Origin of the sequence: Streptomyces sp. DH41, from assembly GCF_029813785.1 — a bacterium.
In the GTDB taxonomy this organism is placed as follows: domain Bacteria; phylum Actinomycetota; class Actinomycetes; order Streptomycetales; family Streptomycetaceae; genus Streptomyces.
In genome coordinates this window covers 14,275-31,161 of the sequence record NZ_JARVKY010000014.1, presented here as the reverse complement: position 1 = coordinate 31,161, position 16,887 = coordinate 14,275, and the positions used below count along the sequence as shown (strand labels likewise).

Here is a 16,887-nt window from a genome sequence, read left to right as displayed (position 1 = left end):
TCGGGCTGATCGCTACTTCACGGCGATCGGGTTGACGGGGGAGCCGACCGCGCCGGTGATGGGCAGGGGCGCGGCGGTGAGCGAGAACTCGTACACTCCGTCGGCCGCGCAGTCCTCGGCGAGCGCGTCCAGGTCCCACATCTCGCCGATCAGCAGGCCGATGTGCGGGATGGCGACCTGGTGCAGTGGCTGGAAGGCGTGCTCGAACTCGTTCGGGCGAACCTCGAACCCCCAGGTGTCGGTGGCGATCGCGGCGATCTCGCCGCCGTGCAGCCAGCCGGCCGAGGTGAAGGACAGTCCGGGCGCGGGACCGCCCGCGTAGTCGCCCCAGCCGTCGCGTCGGACCCGGGTGAGCTGACCGGTGCGGACCAGCACGATGTCGCCCCGGCCGACGGACACGCCATGGGCCTCGGCGGTCGCCGTCAGGTGTTCCTCGGTGATCGCGAAACCGTCCGGCAGCTCGCCTTCCTCGCCGATCACCCGTCCGACGTCCAGCAGCACACCCCGTCCGGCGACGTGCGGGGCCATGTGCTCGATGCCGGTGACCAGATCGCCGTCGGAGGTGACGACCTGCTCCGCCGGGCGCCCGTTCCACGCCTTGCCGTGGTCGAAGATGTGCCCGAGCCCGTCCCACTGCGTGGAACACTGCAACGGCATCGCGATCACGTCGTCGGCGCCGCCGATGCCGTGCGGGAAGCCCTGGTTGCCGAGGGCGGCGTCGGTGCCGGTGTCGAGCATGGTGTGCACCGGGTTGGTGCGCCGCCGCCACCCCTTCTGCGGGCCGTTCATGTCGAAGCGCTGGGACAGGGAGAAGCTCACGCCCCGCCGCACCAGTCCGGCGGCCTCGCGGCGCTTGGCCTCGTCGAGGAAGTTCAGGGTGCCGAGCACGTCCTCCTCGCCCCAACGGCCCCAGTTGGAACACGCCTTCACGGCCCGCGCGATCGATCCCTCGGGGTCGGCGCGATCCAGTATCTCGGTCCGGTCCGGGGTCTCGGTCCGGTTCGGGATCTCGGCGCGGTCCGGGGTCTCGGTGCCGTCCGGGGTCACTGCGCCGTCTCCGTCACACAACGGGTGCGCTGGGCGCCGAGACCGGTGATGGTGCCGTCCATGACGTCGCCGTCGCGCAGCAGTCGGCCCCAGTGCATGCCGTTACCGGCCGGGCTGCCGGTCAGCACCAGGTCGCCGGGCAGGAGGCGGGCGGTCTCCGAGGCGTGGGCCACCACGCGCGCGACGTTGAAGATCATGTCCTTGGTGGTCTCGTCCTGCATGGTCTCGCCGTTGAGCTTCAGCGTGAGCCGCAGGTCGCCGGGGTCCGAGATCGACTCGGCGGGCACGATCCAGGGCCCGAGCGGCGTGAAACCGGGCGCGTTCTTGCTGCGCAGCCAGTCCGTGCCGATCTGCGGCATGTCCCGGCGGAAGACGGTCGCCCGGTCGGTGAGGTCGTTGGCGATCGTGTAACCGGCGATGTACGCGGGCGCCTCATCGACGGAGACCCGGTGGGCCGGCCGGCCGATCACCGCCGCCAACTCGAGCTCCCAGTCGGGCTTCTCGGCCCAGACGGGGAGCACGACGTCGTCGTGGGGACCGGTGATCGCGCTCGGCAGACCGATGAACACGTACGGCAGGTCTCCGGAGGCCCGCCGGTCCATGATGGCAGCCGCCTCCGCGCGCCGTTCCTCCTCCGGCCGGTCGTCGCCCGGGGCCCGGTGCGCGACGTGCAGGTCGATCACGTGCTGCCGGTAGTTCGCCCCCGACTGGAACACCTGGCGCGGAGTGACCGGCGCGTGCACCCGGAAGCCGGTCAGCGGCTTCCGGTCCGGGCCGCTGTCACCGGCCAGCGCCCGCAGTCGCGGCAGCGCCGAGTCCCAGGTCTCCAGCAGACTCCGGGTGGTCAGCCGTTCGTCGCCGAAGGCCACGCGCAGATCGAGCACCTGGGCGTCGGGAGTGACGAGGGCGGGGAAGGCCGGCCCGTCCGGGGCCGACAGCGTGCCGAGGGCGAAGGGGCCCGCGAACAGCGCGGACGAGGGTTCAGGTATCACGGACATGTCCTCCTGGTGGCGGTGGCACTAATCTGGACCCGTCACCCGCGATCAGGGAAATCGATTCCGTGGATGCTCTGCATCCAGCACATCAATTACCCCTGGTCGGCGCCGTACCGCCAAGAGGAAGTCACGTGAATCTGGCCCGCCTCGACCTCAACCTCGTCGTCGCCCTGCGCGCTCTCCTGGAGGAGCGCAACGTCACCCGGGCCGGGCAGCGTGTCGGCCTCAGCCAGCCCGCGATGAGCGCCGCCCTGGCCAGGCTCCGCCGCCACTTCGACGACGACCTGCTCGCCCGCGTCGGCGGCCACTACGAGCTCACCGCGCTCGGCCAGGTGCTCCTCGACCGCACCTCCACCGCCTACGACCTGCTGGAACGCCTCTTCGCCAGCCAGGCTGACTTCGACCCGGCCGAAGAGAGGCGCGAGTTCAAACTGATCGCCTCCGACTACGCCGTCGCCGTCTTCGGCACCGAACTCGCCCGCGTAGTGCACGAGGAGGCCCCCGGCATCCGGCTGCGCTTCGCCCAGACCCCGCCGACCGTCGTCGACGACACCGCCACCCTGCTGAGCGCCACCGACGGTCTGCTCATGCCGCACGGCGTCATCAGCGACTTCCCCGCCACCGACCTCTACGAGGACCGCTGGGTCTTCCTCGTCGCAGGCGACCATCCGAGCGTCGACGACCGGCTCACCCGCCACGACCTCGCCCGACTGCCGTGGGTCACCTATCAGCGCACCTACGACGCCCCCGCCGTGCGTCAGCTCGGCATGCTCGGCATCGAACCCCGGGTCGAGGTCTCCGTCGACAGCTTCCAGCTACTGCCCCTGCTGGTGGCGGGCACCCGCCGCGTCGCCCTGGTCCAGGCCCGCCTCGCCCGGCTGCTCGGGCCGCTCGCCCCGGTGCGCGTGGTGGAGCCGCCGTACGAGGCGGTGCCACTGCGGGAGGCGCTGTGGTGGCACCCGGTGCACACGCACGACGCGGCCCACATCTGGCTGCGGGAGACGGCCGAGCGGGTCGGCCGGCGCCTCGCCGGCGTGCCCGCCATCTGATCGCGGGCCGGCGTGCCCGCGGTCTGATCGCGGGCCGGGGCCGGGGCCGGGGCCAGGGCCAGGGCCGGGGGCGGGTCGGGGCCGGAGCCAGGGCGGGCAGCCGGGCAGGGCTTCCCGGTGACCTCGGGGCAGGCAGACTGCCGCCGCTCCCGACCATCCACAGCCTGGATCGAGGGCATCCTGGACACGGATCGACGCAGGGGGCGAGTGGGACCCACCCGCGGCGTCACCACGGCCGTCCCGACCGTCAGTCGTCGTACCGCTTGAGGTACAGCTGCTTGCCGTATTCCTGGCCCAGCCACAGGCGTCGGTCGTCCCCGAAGTCGGCGAGGTCCGGGTTGTCGAAGGTGTGCGGATGGTCGGTGTCGGCGTTGACGCCGACGACGATGCGTTCGAGGCACCACGCGGGATCGGGGCCCACGGGCTCGAACCTCACATAGGTGGGGTAGCGGTCGAGGTTGTCGGTGTCCAGTTGCGGCCTTCGCGGGTCGTTGTAGGCGGGGTTCTCGACGTTGGCGTCCTCACCGAGGACGAAGGTCCAGTTGTTGCCGGTCCGAGTGCCGCCGGCGGTCCCGGAGGCGTTGAGCACGAATTCGCGGCCGGCGATGCCCAGGTACACCCATCCCTGTGTCCCCCCGTGCGGTACGTCGGCCGTGCGGACATGCGCCTCGATCCTCGTAATCCTTGCCATGAGAGGTGCTCCTTTCTCCGCCGAGTTTCCCCGGCCGGTCACTTCCGGGTCTTTCAGGACTGATCCCCCCGAAACATGGCGCTGAATCCGTTTGAGGTGCGATGCCTTTTCTTGTCGGGCTGCTGCGTGTTCTCTTCGTTGCGATGGTCGAGTTGAGCCGCCACCCTCCTGAAACCGGTGCGGTGATATGTAGATAGCGGATGCGGGCGCCGGTCGGTGTTCATTGCGCCCCTTTTGATATCCGGCGTGCGACGGCGCACGGAACTTGCACACAACTCGCACGGAACTCGTCAGGAAGTCGCTTCACTCAATTGAATGAATCCGACAGGGAGGGCGTTTCCTCTCGGAGGTGTGGGCCAGAATGGAGAAAGCAGGAAGAAAGCGATCTGCGATTCTGTGCGGGAGGATGCGACTTCGCTCCGCCTTCTCACTGAGCCTGCGAAGGCAATTTCACTCATCTTTTCCCGGAAAGGGTTCATTACATGTCCCGTCGCCGTTCTCGTACCTCATTCAGTCATGCGTTGCGCGATATCGTGCGTTCCACGGAGGATCTCGTGGACGATGCCCTGGACAGGGCGGGGGAATTCGAATGCGGTCTGCGGAGATCGGTCAGTCGGGCGCTGGATGACGACGACTACGACGACCACCGCGACCGCGACGACCGCGACGACCGCGACCGCGACGATGACGACTGGGACGGGCACGGTGACCGTCGGCACCGGCGCGGACCCGGCCGTCGCCGAAGTGACGGGCCCCGCCGCCGGCTCGGCCCGGACGAGGGGGAGCCCTACGAAGACCCGGACGAGCTCATGGCGCTGAAGGACCAGCTGGAGCTGCTGCGGGGGCGGATGGACAGGCGCTGGCGCGAGGAGGACCGCCCCGGGGACCGGGAGCGGGGGCGGGTGCCGCGGGCGCGGGGGGCGGAGGACGCGGAATCCCTGAAGGGTGAACTGGCGCGGCTGGCCGATCGCATCGACCGTATCCGCGATGCGCGCTGACCCTGTACCGGTCCGCCGTTCACCGTGCCCGTCCCGGCCGTTCCTCGGCCGGGCAGCGCACGGAGGGAGCGGCCCGGAACGGGAGCACGAGCGATGAGTGCGGGCCGGGGGCGTGTGCTGATGCGGGCGCTCACCCACCTCGTCCGCCAGGAGGCGGCGCTCGCGGCCACGCCCGCGGCCCGGGCGACGGACGGAGGGGACGCCCGGGCCGTACGACGTGCCGGCAACGTCCGTCGCGCGCTGGAGAGTCTCGGGCCGTTCTACGTGAAGGTCGGTCAGATGCTGGCCACTCGGCCCGACATCGTGACCCCCGAGATGATCGACGAGTTCGAGAAGCTGCAGGACGAGGCGTCGCCCGCCCCTTTCAGCGACTTCGAGCCAGTGCTCCGGCAGGAGCTGGGAGCGGGCTGGGCCGGGCGGTTCCGCGACTTCGACACCGAGCGTCCCCTGGGCACGGCGTCCCTGGCCCAGGTGTACCGGGCCCGGCTGCCGGGAGGCCGACCGGTCGCGGTGAAGATCCAGCGGCCCGGCGTGCGCGAGACGGTGGAGGCGGACATGAAGCTCATGGGCTCCTTGTCCCACTTCGCCGCCCGACGGGCCTGGCGCTTCAACGACGTCATCGACATCGAGGCCATGCTCAACGTGGTCTTCGACGCGATGCGGCCAGAGCTCGACTTCGTGATGGAAGCCCGGAACATGACCGAGGCGGCCAAGGTGGCGGAGGACTTCGACTACGTCCAGGTCCCCGAGGTGGTCGAAGCCACCGGGCGGGTCCTCGTGCAGAGCCTTGCTCCCGGCACGCCGATCCGGGAGGCGGACAAGGACCGGTTCGACGCCGAGGAGCGCAAGGCCATCGGGCAGGACCTGCTGGCCTTCATGTACCGGGGTTACTTCGTGGACCGCATCTTCCACGCGGACCCGCACCCGGGCAACATCTTCGTCGCGCCCGGCCACCCCGCCACCGTGATCGACTGGGGCATGGTGGGACGCATCGACCGGCCGATGAGCACCAGCATCCTGCTGTTGCTGCTCAATCTGGCGATGAACGACGGAGCGGGTACCGCCCGGGCCTGGATCGACATGGGCAGCGCCACCTCGTGGGCGAACACCTCCGCGTTCGCGGGGGACATGGCTTCGCTGGTACCGCAGATCGCCACGGCCTCCCTGGAGGAACTCAACTTCGGGGTGACCCTCACCGCCGTGCTGCAGCACTCCACCCGCCGTGGCATCCGTACCAGCCCCATGGTCTCCATCCTGGGCAAGTCCTTCGCCAACATCGAGGGGTCCATCCGGCACCTGTGCCCGGAACTCTCCCTCATCGACGTCTTCTCCGAGGAATTGGTGGGCATCGTCACCGAACTGGTCAAGGAGTCGCTCTCCCCCCAGCAGGCGGTCCGGACGGCCCTGGAAGTGATCACGGCCGGAGCCGCCGCGCCCCAGCAACTGCGAGGGCTCACCAAAGACCTGACCAACCGGGACCTGACCATGCGCATGAACCTCCACGGGTCCCGCTCGGACCGACGCTCCACCGGCCTGCGCAAAGGTGCCGCGGACATGTCGTTCGCGCTCGCCACCGCCATGCTCTGGAACCACTACACCAAGGACCGCTGACCGGTGCGTCACCCGCCGTCCCCGTCCTCCTCCCCCTCCCCGTCCGCGTCCTCCCACGTCCTTCTCCCAGCCCCCATCTCCTCCCTCCCGACCCCCACTTACGACCGCAGGACCCCCCGAAGGGAGGGAACCGCGTGAGCACCGACCTGGCCCCCACGCTCGACCTCGACGCCCTCCGCGATCGTGTCGAGACCGTCCTCGCCGAGTTCCTGCGCCATCCACCGGCCGGCATTCCTTCCCAGAGCCGGGCCGGTGAACTGACCCGGGCCCTGACCGACTTCGTCCTCGCACCCGGCAAACGCATCCGGCCCCTGCTGTGCGTCCTGGGCTGGCATGCGGCCGGCGGCGGCGAAGACGAGGAAAGCCTGTGGCGGATGGCGGCGAGCCTGGAGGTCTTCCACGCCTTCGCCCTGATCCACGACGACATCATCGACAACAGCCCCACCCGCCGGGGCCGCCCCAGCGCGCACCGGGCCTTCGCGGCCCGCCGACGGGCCAGGCCGGACGCCGACGCCTTCGGCGTCCACGTCGCGCTCCTCCTCGGCGACCTCGCCCTGGTCTGCTCGGACGCCCTGATGAACTCGGCCCAACTGAGCACACGGCAGCGGCAGACGGTGCTGCCGCTGCTCGATGCCATGCGCGGCGAGGTACTGCTGGGCCAGCACCTGGACCTGCTGGCTGCCGGGCGGCCCACCGGCGACATCGACGAGGCGATGGCCATCGCACGCCTGAAAACCGCCAAGTACACCATCGAACGGCCCCTGCACCTGGGCGTCGCCCTCGCCGGCGCCGACCAGGGCCTGCTCGACCTGTGCTCCGCCTACGCACTCCCTCTCGGAGAGGCCTTTCAGCTGCGGGACGACCTCCTCGGCGTCTTCGGCGACCCCGCCCTGACCGGCAAGCCGGTCCTCGAGGACCTCCGCTCGGGCAAGGCCACCGTCCTCATGGCTGTCGCCACCCGGCGGGCCACGCCCGAGCAGCGTGTGACACTCGACGCGCAGGTCGGCCGGGCCGACCTCGGCGAAGAGGACTGCGCGCGCGTCCGGCGCATCCTGCGGCACACCGGTGCCCGGGACACCGTCGAGTCCATGATCACCGAACGGTACGAGAGGGCGCTGGCCGCCCTCGACACCGACCTGCTCGCGCCGCCGATCGCCGCCGCGCTGCGGCAGATCGCACACCGCGCCACCATCCGGACCGCCTGACCACGCCCGACGCACACCCCTGCACCCTGCACCCTGCACACCCCTGCACACCCCTGCACCCCTGCACCCCTGCACCCCTGCACACCCCTGCACCCTCGCGCGCCGCCGTCCCTATGTGCCCGGCCTGCCCCGCGCACCCCTGTGCGCGGCTGCCGTGTGTGCCCGTGTGCCACGTGTGCCCCATGTGCCACCTACGCCGCGTGAGAGGAGAACCAGTGGCCGGTATGGCCGTCGACCCACCGCCCTTCTACTGCCCCATCGAATCCGCCATCCACCCCGACGCCGAGGAGGTCGAGCGACGCGCTCTGGCGTGGATCGACCGCAGCGGCCTGTGCCGGTCCGAGGGCGAACGCGCCCGGTACGCCGGCACCCGCAGCGCCGACTTCTACGCCCGTTTCGCCCCGCACGCCGACCCCGACCGGCTGTGGATCGCGGCCTGCTGGGTCTACTGGGGTTTCGCCTTCGACGACGCACGCTGCGACGAAGGGCCCTTCTCCGCCGACCCCGCCGCCTTCGCCACCATGGCCTTCTCCGTTCAGCGCGCACTGGAGGTACCCGGCCGCCTGCACTGCGCCGACCCCTACGCCGCCGCCGTACACGAGATCGGGGAACTCTTCCGCACAGCGGCCGGCCCCGTACAGAACCGCCGCTTCCAGCACGCCCACCGGGCCTGGCTCACCGGCGTCCAGTGGCAGATCGGCAACCGGGCCACCAGCCGCATGCCCGACCTCGACGACTATCTGAGCATGCGCCTGCACGCGGCCGGCGGCGGACCCACCTACGCCATGCTCGAAATCGCCAACAACATCGACGTACCGGACCGCGAGATGGACTCACCCGCGGTCCGCGCCCTGACCGAGATGGCCATGATGGTCGCGTCACTGGACAACGACCAGCACTCGCACATCCGGGAGATCCGCCGTCGACAGACCCAACAGAACATCGTCAGCGTCCTCGTGGCCCATCACCGCTACTCCCCGCACCAAGCCGTCGACGAGGCCATCGCCCTGCGTGACGCCGTGCTGGAGCGGTTCCTCGGTCTGCGGGACCGGGTCCTCCCACGCGCCAGCGCCCCCCTGCGCCACTACCTCAGCGACCTCGGGCACGGAATCCGCGGCAACATCGAATGGGCACTGCGCGCGCCCCGCTACCACAGCCCGGACGGCGTCGCCGCCACCTCGCGGGCCCGCATCCCCGCCCAGACGGACACCAGCCACTGGACCGGTACCCCCCGCACCAGCCGACAGGACCCGCGGCGGCTGCCGTCCATCGCGTGGTGGTGGAACGAACTCGCCTTCTGAGCAACCGGGCGGGACGCTCCGTCGAACGAGCGGCGCCGGCTTCCGACCGGTGGAGGTCGCAGCGGTTCAGGGCGCAGTTGCCGCAGATGCCACCCGCCCGCCGGGCAGCGGGCTGCGAACGACGAGCCGGGGCATCGCGCGGCTCAGGACCCGGGCGGGCTGTCCGAGGGCGTTCTCGCAGGCCCGAGCGGGAGCCGGGTGGCCAAGGCGGCGGCGGTGCGCGCCAACGGCGTGGTCATGATTCCGGCGACACTGGTACGGCCGGAGACGTAGGCGTCGAGACGATGCCACGCCGGTGGCAGGCGGGTCAGGGCTGTGTGAACGAGACCGGGATTGCGGGCGAAGAGATCCATCAGCGTACCGCTGGCGCGCATTTCCACGCCGAGGACGTCGTCGACCTGCCGTCCGTAGTCGTCGGCGGTGCTGTCCGCCTCCGCCTCGTCGGCCGCGGTGACGAGGCGGACAGCGGCGTGACCCGCGAGGCTCCCCGAACACAGGGCGTATGAGATGCCCTCCCGTGACCAGTGGTCGACGAGAGCCGCGGCGTCGCCGGCGACCAGAACGCGCCCGCGGGCCAGCGGGGAGCCCGGGCGGCGGCACCGCGTCAGATGGCCGGTGTCGTGGAAGGGGCGGGGTCCGAGCAGCCCGTGGCGTCTGAGGAAGTCGTCCTTGTACGCACGGAGGGCGGCGGGGTTGCCACGGGCGGCCACCACTCCGGCGGTGCAGACGTCACCCTTGGGAAAGACCCAGCCGAAGGAGCCCGGCAGTGGCCCCCACTCCATCAGGAGGCGGCCCCGCCATCGGTCCGCCGTCCGTTCGTCGACCGGCACTTCGGCCTCCAGCGCGAGATCGACCTGTGCGCACTGCACCCCCACGTACCGGGCGACCCTGCTGGCGCTGCCGTCCGCGCCGATGACGGCCCGGGCGCGGAGGGCGTCGCCGCGGTTGGTCTTCACGGTGACGGTGCCGCCCTGCTGTTCCAGGGCGGTCAGCGCAGTGCTGTCCCGGACTTCGGCGCCTGCCGCGGCGGCGGCTTCGGTCAGTGCCGCGTCGAACTCGCTGCGGTAGACCATGGAAATGGTCGGGGAACTGGACGTGAGGGTGCGCTGTCTGCGGCCGTTGAGGCTGAAGGTGAACTGCCGGGCCGTGTCGTAGATGTTCAGGGGCAGGCCGGGAGGCAGGGCGGCCAGGGACGCGCCGATGAGGCCGCCGCCGCAGGTCTTGTAGCGGGGGATGGCCGCTCGTTCCAGCAGCAGTGTCTCGCAGCCGTTCTCGGCGGCGACGCGGGCGGCGGTGGCACCGGCCGGGCCGGCACCGACGACGATCACGTCCCAGGTGCCGGGTGTGCGGGTGGGAGGGGAAGGAGGAGGCATACGGTGGTCACCTCGAGGTCGGGTGAAACGGGCGGGTGGGGAATCGTCAGCCGGTGCCGGCTGACCCGGTGCCGGCCGGCACCGCCTCGGCACATGCGTCGTCCTGCCCCTGCTCGGAGTGGAGACGGCCCAGTAGGTAGCGGGTGAGCGCGGAGGCCGTCGGATGGGTCCACATCACCGTGGTGGGGATGTCCAGGGCGAGGTCACTCTGCAGGCGGCTGCGCAGGGCGAGGGCCATGAGCGAGTCCAGACCGAGCGTCACCAGGGACGTGTCGGCGTCGAACCGGCCGGTTTCCAGTCGCAGGACCGCGGCGATGTGCTCGACGACCCGGGACCGCAGCAGCTGATGACGCTGCTCGGGACTGTCCGTCTCCCGCAGGGACCGGAGCAGCGCGCCGCGGGCGTCGGCGGTGTCCGCGCCCGCCGCCGGAGCGGCCAGCCCGGCGAAGAAGGCGGTGCGGCCGGTGGCGGGATAGGAATCCAGCCACCGCGACAGGTCGACGGGCGTGTAGCCGGTGCGGTCGCGGTCGTGGGAGAGGATGCGCTCCAGGGCGGCGATGCCCTCCGCGGGCGTGATCATGGCATAGCCGCGGTCCTCCATCCCCACGCCGCGGCCGACCTCCGCCCACGGTCCCCAGTTGACGCAGGTCGTCGACAGACCCTGGGCCCGGCGCCAGGAGGTGAACTCGTCCAGCCAGGCGTTGGCGGCCGCGTAGGCGCCCTGCCCGGGGTTGCCCAGCAGGGACGCGGCGGAGGAGAAGCTGACCCACCAGTCCAGTTCCTGGCCGACCGTGGCGTGGTGGAGCAGCCAGGCACCGGTCGCCTTGGGACGCCAGACCTTCTCCAGGAGACCGGGGGAGAGATTGGCGACGGTGGCGTCCTCGACGACGGCCGCGGCATGGACGACGCCGCGCAGCGGGTGACCCGTCTCCAGGGCGGCTCGCACGAGGGTGTCGGCGACGCCCGGCTCGGCGAGGTCCCCGCACACCACCTCGACGCGCGTGCCGAAGTCGGCGGCGATGGCGTCGAGGGCGGTTCGGGCGGCCGGTGAGGGGGCGCTGCGGGAGGTGAGTACGACGGCCGCCGCACCCCGCCCGGCCAGCCACCGGGCGACCAGGAGCCCCAGTCCGCCGAGGCCACCGGTGACCAGGTAGCTCGCGTCGGGCCGGACGACGGGGACGTCCTCCGGTCGCACGGGCAGGGTGTCGGCTCCCTCGGCGGGCCAGGTGAGGACGAGTTTGCCGGTGTGCCGGGCGGATGCCATGGTGTGGAACACCGACGACGCCTCGGTGACGGGGTGCCCGGTGACCGGCAGCAGCGGCAGGGTGCCGTCCGCGAGCATGCCGCCGAGTTCCCGGTAGCCCTCGGCGAGCAGGCCCGGGTCCTGCTGCATCATCATCAGCACGTCGACGGCGGCGAAGGTGACGTTGCGGCGGAAGGGCAGCAGCCCCAGCCGGGTGTTGGCGTAGATGTCCCGCTTGCCGAGTTCGAGGAACCGGCCCCGGTGCGCCAGCAGGCCGAGACTGGCGGACTGTGCCGGTCCGGTGAGCGAGTTGAGTACGACGTCGAGGCCGCGGCCCCCGGTGAGGTCGCGCACCCGGTCGGCGAAGTCCAGCGTGCGGGAGTCCATGACGTGCGCGACGCCCAGGCCGCGCAGGTAGGCCCGCTTGGCCTCGCTGCCCGCGGTCGCCCAGACCTCTGCGCCGCAGGCCCGCGCGAGGCTCAGCGCGGCCAGACCTGTGCCGCCGCTCGCCGAGTGGATGAGCACCTTCTCTCCCGGCCTCAGCCGCGCCAGGTGCCGCAGGGCGTACCAGGCGGTCAGGTAGGCGCACGGCAGGCCGGCGGCGACCTGCGTCCGCACCTCGTCCGGCACCGGCAGGAGGCAGTCGGCGCGGACGGTCGCGAAGGAGGACATGACGGTCGTCTGGCTCCCCTCCACGAACATCGCGGCGACCCGGTCGCCCTCCCGCACGCCCTCGACGCCGTCGCCGACGGCGGTGACGACGCCCGCACCGTCGAACGCGCTGACGTCCGGGCGCTCCTCGCCCACGCCGAAGCGCTGATAGACGCCCATGGTCTGGAGCACGTTGATGAAGTTGACACTGGTGGCGTCGACCTGGACCTCGACCTCGCCCGGGCCGGGCCGGTGGCGGGACTGGGCGACGAACTCGAAGGAGTCCAGATCACCGGGGCGCGCGAGGTGCAGTGCCACCCGGTCGTGCCCGCGGTCGACGGTGATGCGACGGCGCTCGCGTCCGTCCAGCGGCGCGCCGCACAACCGGGCCAGGTGGCGGGTCCCGAGCCGGTAGGCGATCTCGTCCTGCTCGTCGGGGCAGGACAGCAGTTCCCGGGCGACCTCGGCGACCGGCGTCCGCACGTCGACGTCCAGGACGCTGGGGCGCAGTTCGGGGTGTTCGTAGCTCAGGACGCGGACCAGCCCGCGCAGACCCGCCTGCCCCAGGTCCGGCCGGTCCCCGGGTGCGACCCGCTGCGCGGTGGCGGTCAGGGTCCACAGACGTGGCACCCTCTCGCCCTCCGCGGTCCGTGCGAGCGCACGCGCCGTCTCCACCAGGCGGGCGACCTGCTCCCGCGCCCGGTGGTCGGGAGACACACCGTCGGATTCCGTGCCCGACGCCGGCAGATACACCACTGCCTGCGGTGCCGGATCGCCGGGCCCGGGCGTCCCCACCGGTGCGGTGCCGTCCTCCCGGGCTCCGTCTCGGGCGAGCGCCCGGACGTCCACAGTGGCGCCCTGCTCCTGAAGAGCCGCGGCCAGGTCTCTCGCGTACGGTTCACGTCCGGCTTCGGCCAGGAGGGCCCAGGTACCGGTCGCGGTGCTCGACGCCGGGCTCTCACCGGGCTCCCAGGAGACCTGGAGCAGACGGGCGGCGAAGCGCTCCTGGGCGCTCTCGGCGGGCACGTGCCGGAACTCCACTCCGGTGGCGTCGGCGGCCACCGACCCGTCGTCGGCCCACAGCCGGAAGTCCGCCGTGTACCGGCCGCCCTCCACCCCTGTGAGAGTGACCAGGCAGTACCCGCTCAGCGGCACCCTCCCGTACAGCCGAAGCTCCTCGACGCGCCGGGGCAGGATGCCACCGGTGGGCACCGTGCCGGTACGCAGTACGGCGCCCGCGACGGCCTGGAGGCATGTGTCCAGGGCCACGGGATGACAGTGCAGGGACTGCGCTCCGGCCCGTCCTTCGTCGGGTACCCGAAGACGGGCCAGGAGGCGGGCGCCCGCACGGTCCGCCGGAGCCCCGTCGGCGTGCAGCGACTGCAGGCCGAGGAACGCCGGGCCGTGGTGCACACCCCGCTCTTCGCGCATCTGCCGGTAGACGTCCGACGCGTCCACGGCATCCGGGAACTCCGCCGGCAGCCGCTGCGGATCGATGCCCTGCGGGACGGGTCCGTCTTCCGGCATGACGTGCAGACGCGCCTGCGCGTGCTGGACGGAGGTGCCGTCGGAAACGGTGCTGAGCAGGCGCCAGCGTGCGATGTCCGGGCCGGCCGCCTCGGCGGTGGCGGTGACCGGCGTGCCGTCGGCGGCCGGCAGCAGCAGCCGTTCCAGTTCGACGCCGGTGACGCGCAGACGCTCCGCACCGGCGTTGAACAGGTCGGCCGCGGCGGCGACGGCCATCTCGCACAGAGCGGCGCCGGGTACCACCGCGACGTCGTTGACGCGGTGTGCGCCCAGCCAGGGCAGGGTCGCCGGGGTGACGCGGGTCTGCCACAGGTGGCGGCCCTCACCGTCCGGGTCCGCGGTGTGCGGCCCGGTCAGCGGATGCGCGGCGGGGGACGAGTGGGTCCCGGCCGACTGCCGCAGCGGGGAGGGTTCGACGACGTACCGCGTGCGCTCCCAGGTGGTCGGCGGTACGTCGGCCAGGTCGCCGTCGCCGTACCGGTCGGCCCAGTCCAGCGGGTGGCCGGCGCAGTGCAGCGCCGCCACGTGGGTGTGGAACGCCAGCGCGTCGTCGGTGTCGCGGAGCAGGGACGGTACGACCGCGGTGCCGCTGTGACCGTGGGCGCTGAGAGTGGCCTGCACCGGGTGGGCCAGTACCGGATGCGGACCGATCTCGACGAACAGCCGGTGCCCGTCCTCGGCCGCGGCCCGCACCGCGTCGGCGAAGCGCACCTCACGGCGGAGGTTGTCCGACCAGTAGGCGGCGTCGAAAGCGGTGTGCGCGCGCGGGTCCTCGGTGACGGTGCTGTAGAAGGCCGCCACCGGCGGCCCGCCGCTGACGTCGGCGAGGGCGTCGGCGAGGTCGGGCAGGATGGGGTCCATGTGGGCGGTGTGCGAGGCGACGTCCACCTCGACCACGCGGATGCCCACGCCGCGCGCGTCCCACTCCTCGGCGAGCCGGCGGATGCGGTCGGCATCCCCGCCGATCACGGTGTTCTCCGGCGACGCGACGACCGCGACGCCGACCCCCCGCACGTCCTGTTCCGCCAGCAGCCGTTCGACCTCGGCACGCCCCAGTGCGACCGAGGCCATCAGCCCCTGCCCGGCGGTCCGCAGGATCAGACGCGACCGCCGGCAGATGACCCGCACCCCCTGCCGGACGCTGAGCGCCCCCGCGGCGACCGCGGCGGCCACCTCGCCCATGGAGTGGCCGATCACGGCCGTCGGCTCCACACCGTGGGACCGCCACATCGCCGCCAGCCCCAACTGGACGGCGAAGATCACCGGCTGCACCCGGTCGAACCCGGTCACCACCTCGGGGCGGTCCAGGGTCTCACGCAGGGAGAAGCCGGACTCCTCGGCGACCAGTGGTTCGAGTTCGTCGATGACCCGGGTGAACCGCGGGTCTCGGTCGAGGAGTCGCCGGCACATCCCCGCCCACTGCGAGCCGTGCCCGGAGAAGACCCACACCACGCCCTGTCCGGCGTCCCGTACCGCCCTGCCGGTCGCCACCCCGGCGAGGGGCGCGGCCCCCGTCGCCAGTTCCTCCAGCCGTGCCGTCAGCTCCGACCGGTCGGCGGCGACGACAGCGGCACGTTCCCGGGCAGGCGAGCGCCGCACGGCAAGCGTGTGCGCCACGTCGCCGAGCGGTACCCGCGATCCCCCCGCCCTCAGCCACTGGGCCAGGCGCCCGGCCGCGGACCGCAGGGCCACTGGCGTGCCCGCCGACAACGGGAACACACGCAACGCGTCGCCACCTTGGCCCGTGCCGGAACCGCCGACGGGAACCGAAGGGGTCGCGCGCCGGGCGGGGGAGGGGGTGGGAGCGGGAGGCTGCTCCAGCACGACATGGACGTTGGTGCCGCTGATACCGAAGGACGACACGGCGGCCAGCCGCGTGCGGCCCCGCACCGGCCACTCGGTGCTCTCGGTGGGCACGAACAGCCGTGTGCCGCTGGGGTCGATCTGCGGATTCCAGTCGCGGAAGTGCAGACTGGCCGGCACCGTGCCGTGCCGCAAGGAGGCGATCGCCTTCAGCAGTCCCGCTACGCCGGACACCGGCTCGGTGTGGCCGATGTTCGTCTTCACCGAGCCGAGCGCGCACCGGTCCCGGCCCTTGCCGTAGACCGCGGCCACCGCCGCGAACTCGATGGGGTCGCCCACCGCGGTGCCCGGGCCGTGCGCCTCCACCATGCCGACGTCACCGGCCTCTACGCCGGCGCGCTCCAGTGCCAGCCGGTAGAGATCGATCTGTGCCGGCTCCGAGGGAGCGCTCAGCCGTGTGCCCCGGCCGTTCTGGTTGACCGCCGTGCCGCGCAGTACCGCCAGTACGCGATCCCCGGCCCGTACCGCGTCCGAAAGGCGCTTGAGTACGACCACGCCGCAGCCCTCTCCGCGTACGTAGCCGTCGGCGGCGGCGTCGAAGGCGTGGCAGCGGCCGGTGGGGGAGAACACGCCCCACAGCGCGGGGGCGATGACGCCCTCGGGTCCCAGAGTCAGCATGGCGGCCCCGGCCAGGGCGACATCCGACTCGCCGCTCCGCAGGCTCTGGCAGGCGGTGTGCACGGCGACCAGCCCGGACGCGCAGGCGCTCTCCACGACGACCTGAGGTCCCCTGAGGTTCAGCATGAACCCCACGCGGCCGGGGCCGATGCTGTCGAAGCCGGTGTACATCGCGTAGGCGTTGACCTCTTCAAGAGGTCGCTGCACCCGCAGCATGTAGTCCTTCTGGTAGATACCGAAGAACATGCCCGTCGGCGTGCCCGACAGCCGTTCGGCGGGAATGCCGGCGTGCTCGATGGCCTCCCAGACCACCTCGGACAGCAACCGGTGTTCCGGATCCACCCAGGGCGCTTCCTGCGCGTTGATCCCGAAGAACTCCGGCTCGTAGGCGTAGACATCGTCGTCCAGGAAGCAGCCGTAGCGCAGTCTCTCCGCCACCTGGGCGGGAAGGCCGGCCAGTTCCGCCTGCGCCCACCGCTCACGAGGCACTTCCCGCGCCGCGTCCCGACGTGCCATCAGCAACCGCCACAGGGAGGTGAGAGAGCGCACCTCACCAGGGAACCGACAGGCGGCTCCGACGACCGCGACCGGTTCGTCCCGACCCGCTCCTGGTTCCTCGACGCCGGATCGCACACGCATGGGCTGTCAGTCCCTCACCACGAAGAAGCCGGGGGACGCGGCCGGTTCCCGGAGCACTCCGCGCCGCGCCTCGCAT

At 72.0% G+C, this 16,887-nt stretch carries 10 protein-coding genes; 5 read left to right on the top strand and 5 right to left on the bottom strand.

The window, feature by feature from the left end; translation table 11 throughout:
* Nucleotides 1-12: 12 nt before the first annotated feature.
* Complete coding sequence (locus QC283_RS22375) at nucleotides 13-972, bottom strand: cyclase family protein (protein WP_279563553.1); 960 nt, start codon at nucleotides 970-972, stop codon at nucleotides 13-15.
* Between the two features lie 71 nt (nucleotides 973-1,043).
* Nucleotides 1,044-2,045: a fumarylacetoacetate hydrolase family protein gene (locus QC283_RS22370; RefSeq protein ID WP_279563409.1), complete on the bottom strand. Its 1,002-nt coding sequence runs from the start codon at nucleotides 2,043-2,045 to the stop codon at nucleotides 1,044-1,046.
* A 128-nt stretch (nucleotides 2,046-2,173) separates the two neighbouring features.
* Between QC283_RS22370 and QC283_RS22365 the strand changes: the two genes are divergently transcribed.
* Nucleotides 2,174-3,091: a LysR family transcriptional regulator gene (locus QC283_RS22365; protein ID WP_279563408.1), complete on the top strand. Its 918-nt coding sequence runs from the start codon at nucleotides 2,174-2,176 to the stop codon at nucleotides 3,089-3,091.
* Nucleotides 3,092-3,338: 247 nt separating this feature from the next.
* Here QC283_RS22365 and QC283_RS22360 read toward each other — a convergent pair whose 3' ends face one another.
* Complete coding sequence (locus tag QC283_RS22360; RefSeq protein WP_279563406.1) at nucleotides 3,339-3,782, bottom strand: hypothetical protein; 444 nt, start codon at nucleotides 3,780-3,782, stop codon at nucleotides 3,339-3,341.
* Nucleotides 3,783-4,336: 554 nt separating this feature from the next.
* Between QC283_RS22360 and QC283_RS22355 the strand changes: the two genes are divergently transcribed.
* The 4 genes from QC283_RS22355 (at nucleotide 4,337) to QC283_RS22340 (ending at nucleotide 8,897) form a co-directional block, all read left to right on the top strand.
* A complete protein-coding gene (locus QC283_RS22355) occupies nucleotides 4,337-4,780 on the top strand; it encodes a hypothetical protein (protein WP_279563405.1) in 444 nt (147 codons plus the stop codon).
* A 93-nt stretch (nucleotides 4,781-4,873) separates the two neighbouring features.
* A complete protein-coding gene (locus QC283_RS22350; RefSeq protein WP_279563404.1) occupies nucleotides 4,874-6,391 on the top strand; it encodes an ABC1 kinase family protein in 1,518 nt (505 codons plus the stop codon).
* Between the two features lie 134 nt (nucleotides 6,392-6,525).
* Nucleotides 6,526-7,596 (top strand): polyprenyl synthetase family protein, encoded by a 1,071-nt coding sequence (locus QC283_RS22345; protein WP_279563402.1) that lies wholly within the window; start codon nucleotides 6,526-6,528, stop codon nucleotides 7,594-7,596.
* A 224-nt stretch (nucleotides 7,597-7,820) separates the two neighbouring features.
* Complete coding sequence (locus QC283_RS22340) at nucleotides 7,821-8,897, top strand: terpene synthase family protein (RefSeq protein WP_279563552.1); 1,077 nt, start codon at nucleotides 7,821-7,823, stop codon at nucleotides 8,895-8,897.
* A 143-nt stretch (nucleotides 8,898-9,040) separates the two neighbouring features.
* Here the strand turns inward: QC283_RS22340 and QC283_RS22335 are convergent, their stop codons facing one another.
* Nucleotides 9,041-10,270: a geranylgeranyl reductase family protein gene (locus QC283_RS22335; protein ID WP_279563401.1), complete on the bottom strand. Its 1,230-nt coding sequence runs from the start codon at nucleotides 10,268-10,270 to the stop codon at nucleotides 9,041-9,043.
* Between the two features lie 46 nt (nucleotides 10,271-10,316).
* Nucleotides 10,317-16,811, bottom strand: coding sequence for a type I polyketide synthase (locus QC283_RS22330; protein ID WP_279563400.1), 6,495 nt, complete (start codon nucleotides 16,809-16,811; stop codon nucleotides 10,317-10,319).
* Nucleotides 16,812-16,887 lie beyond the last annotated feature (76 nt).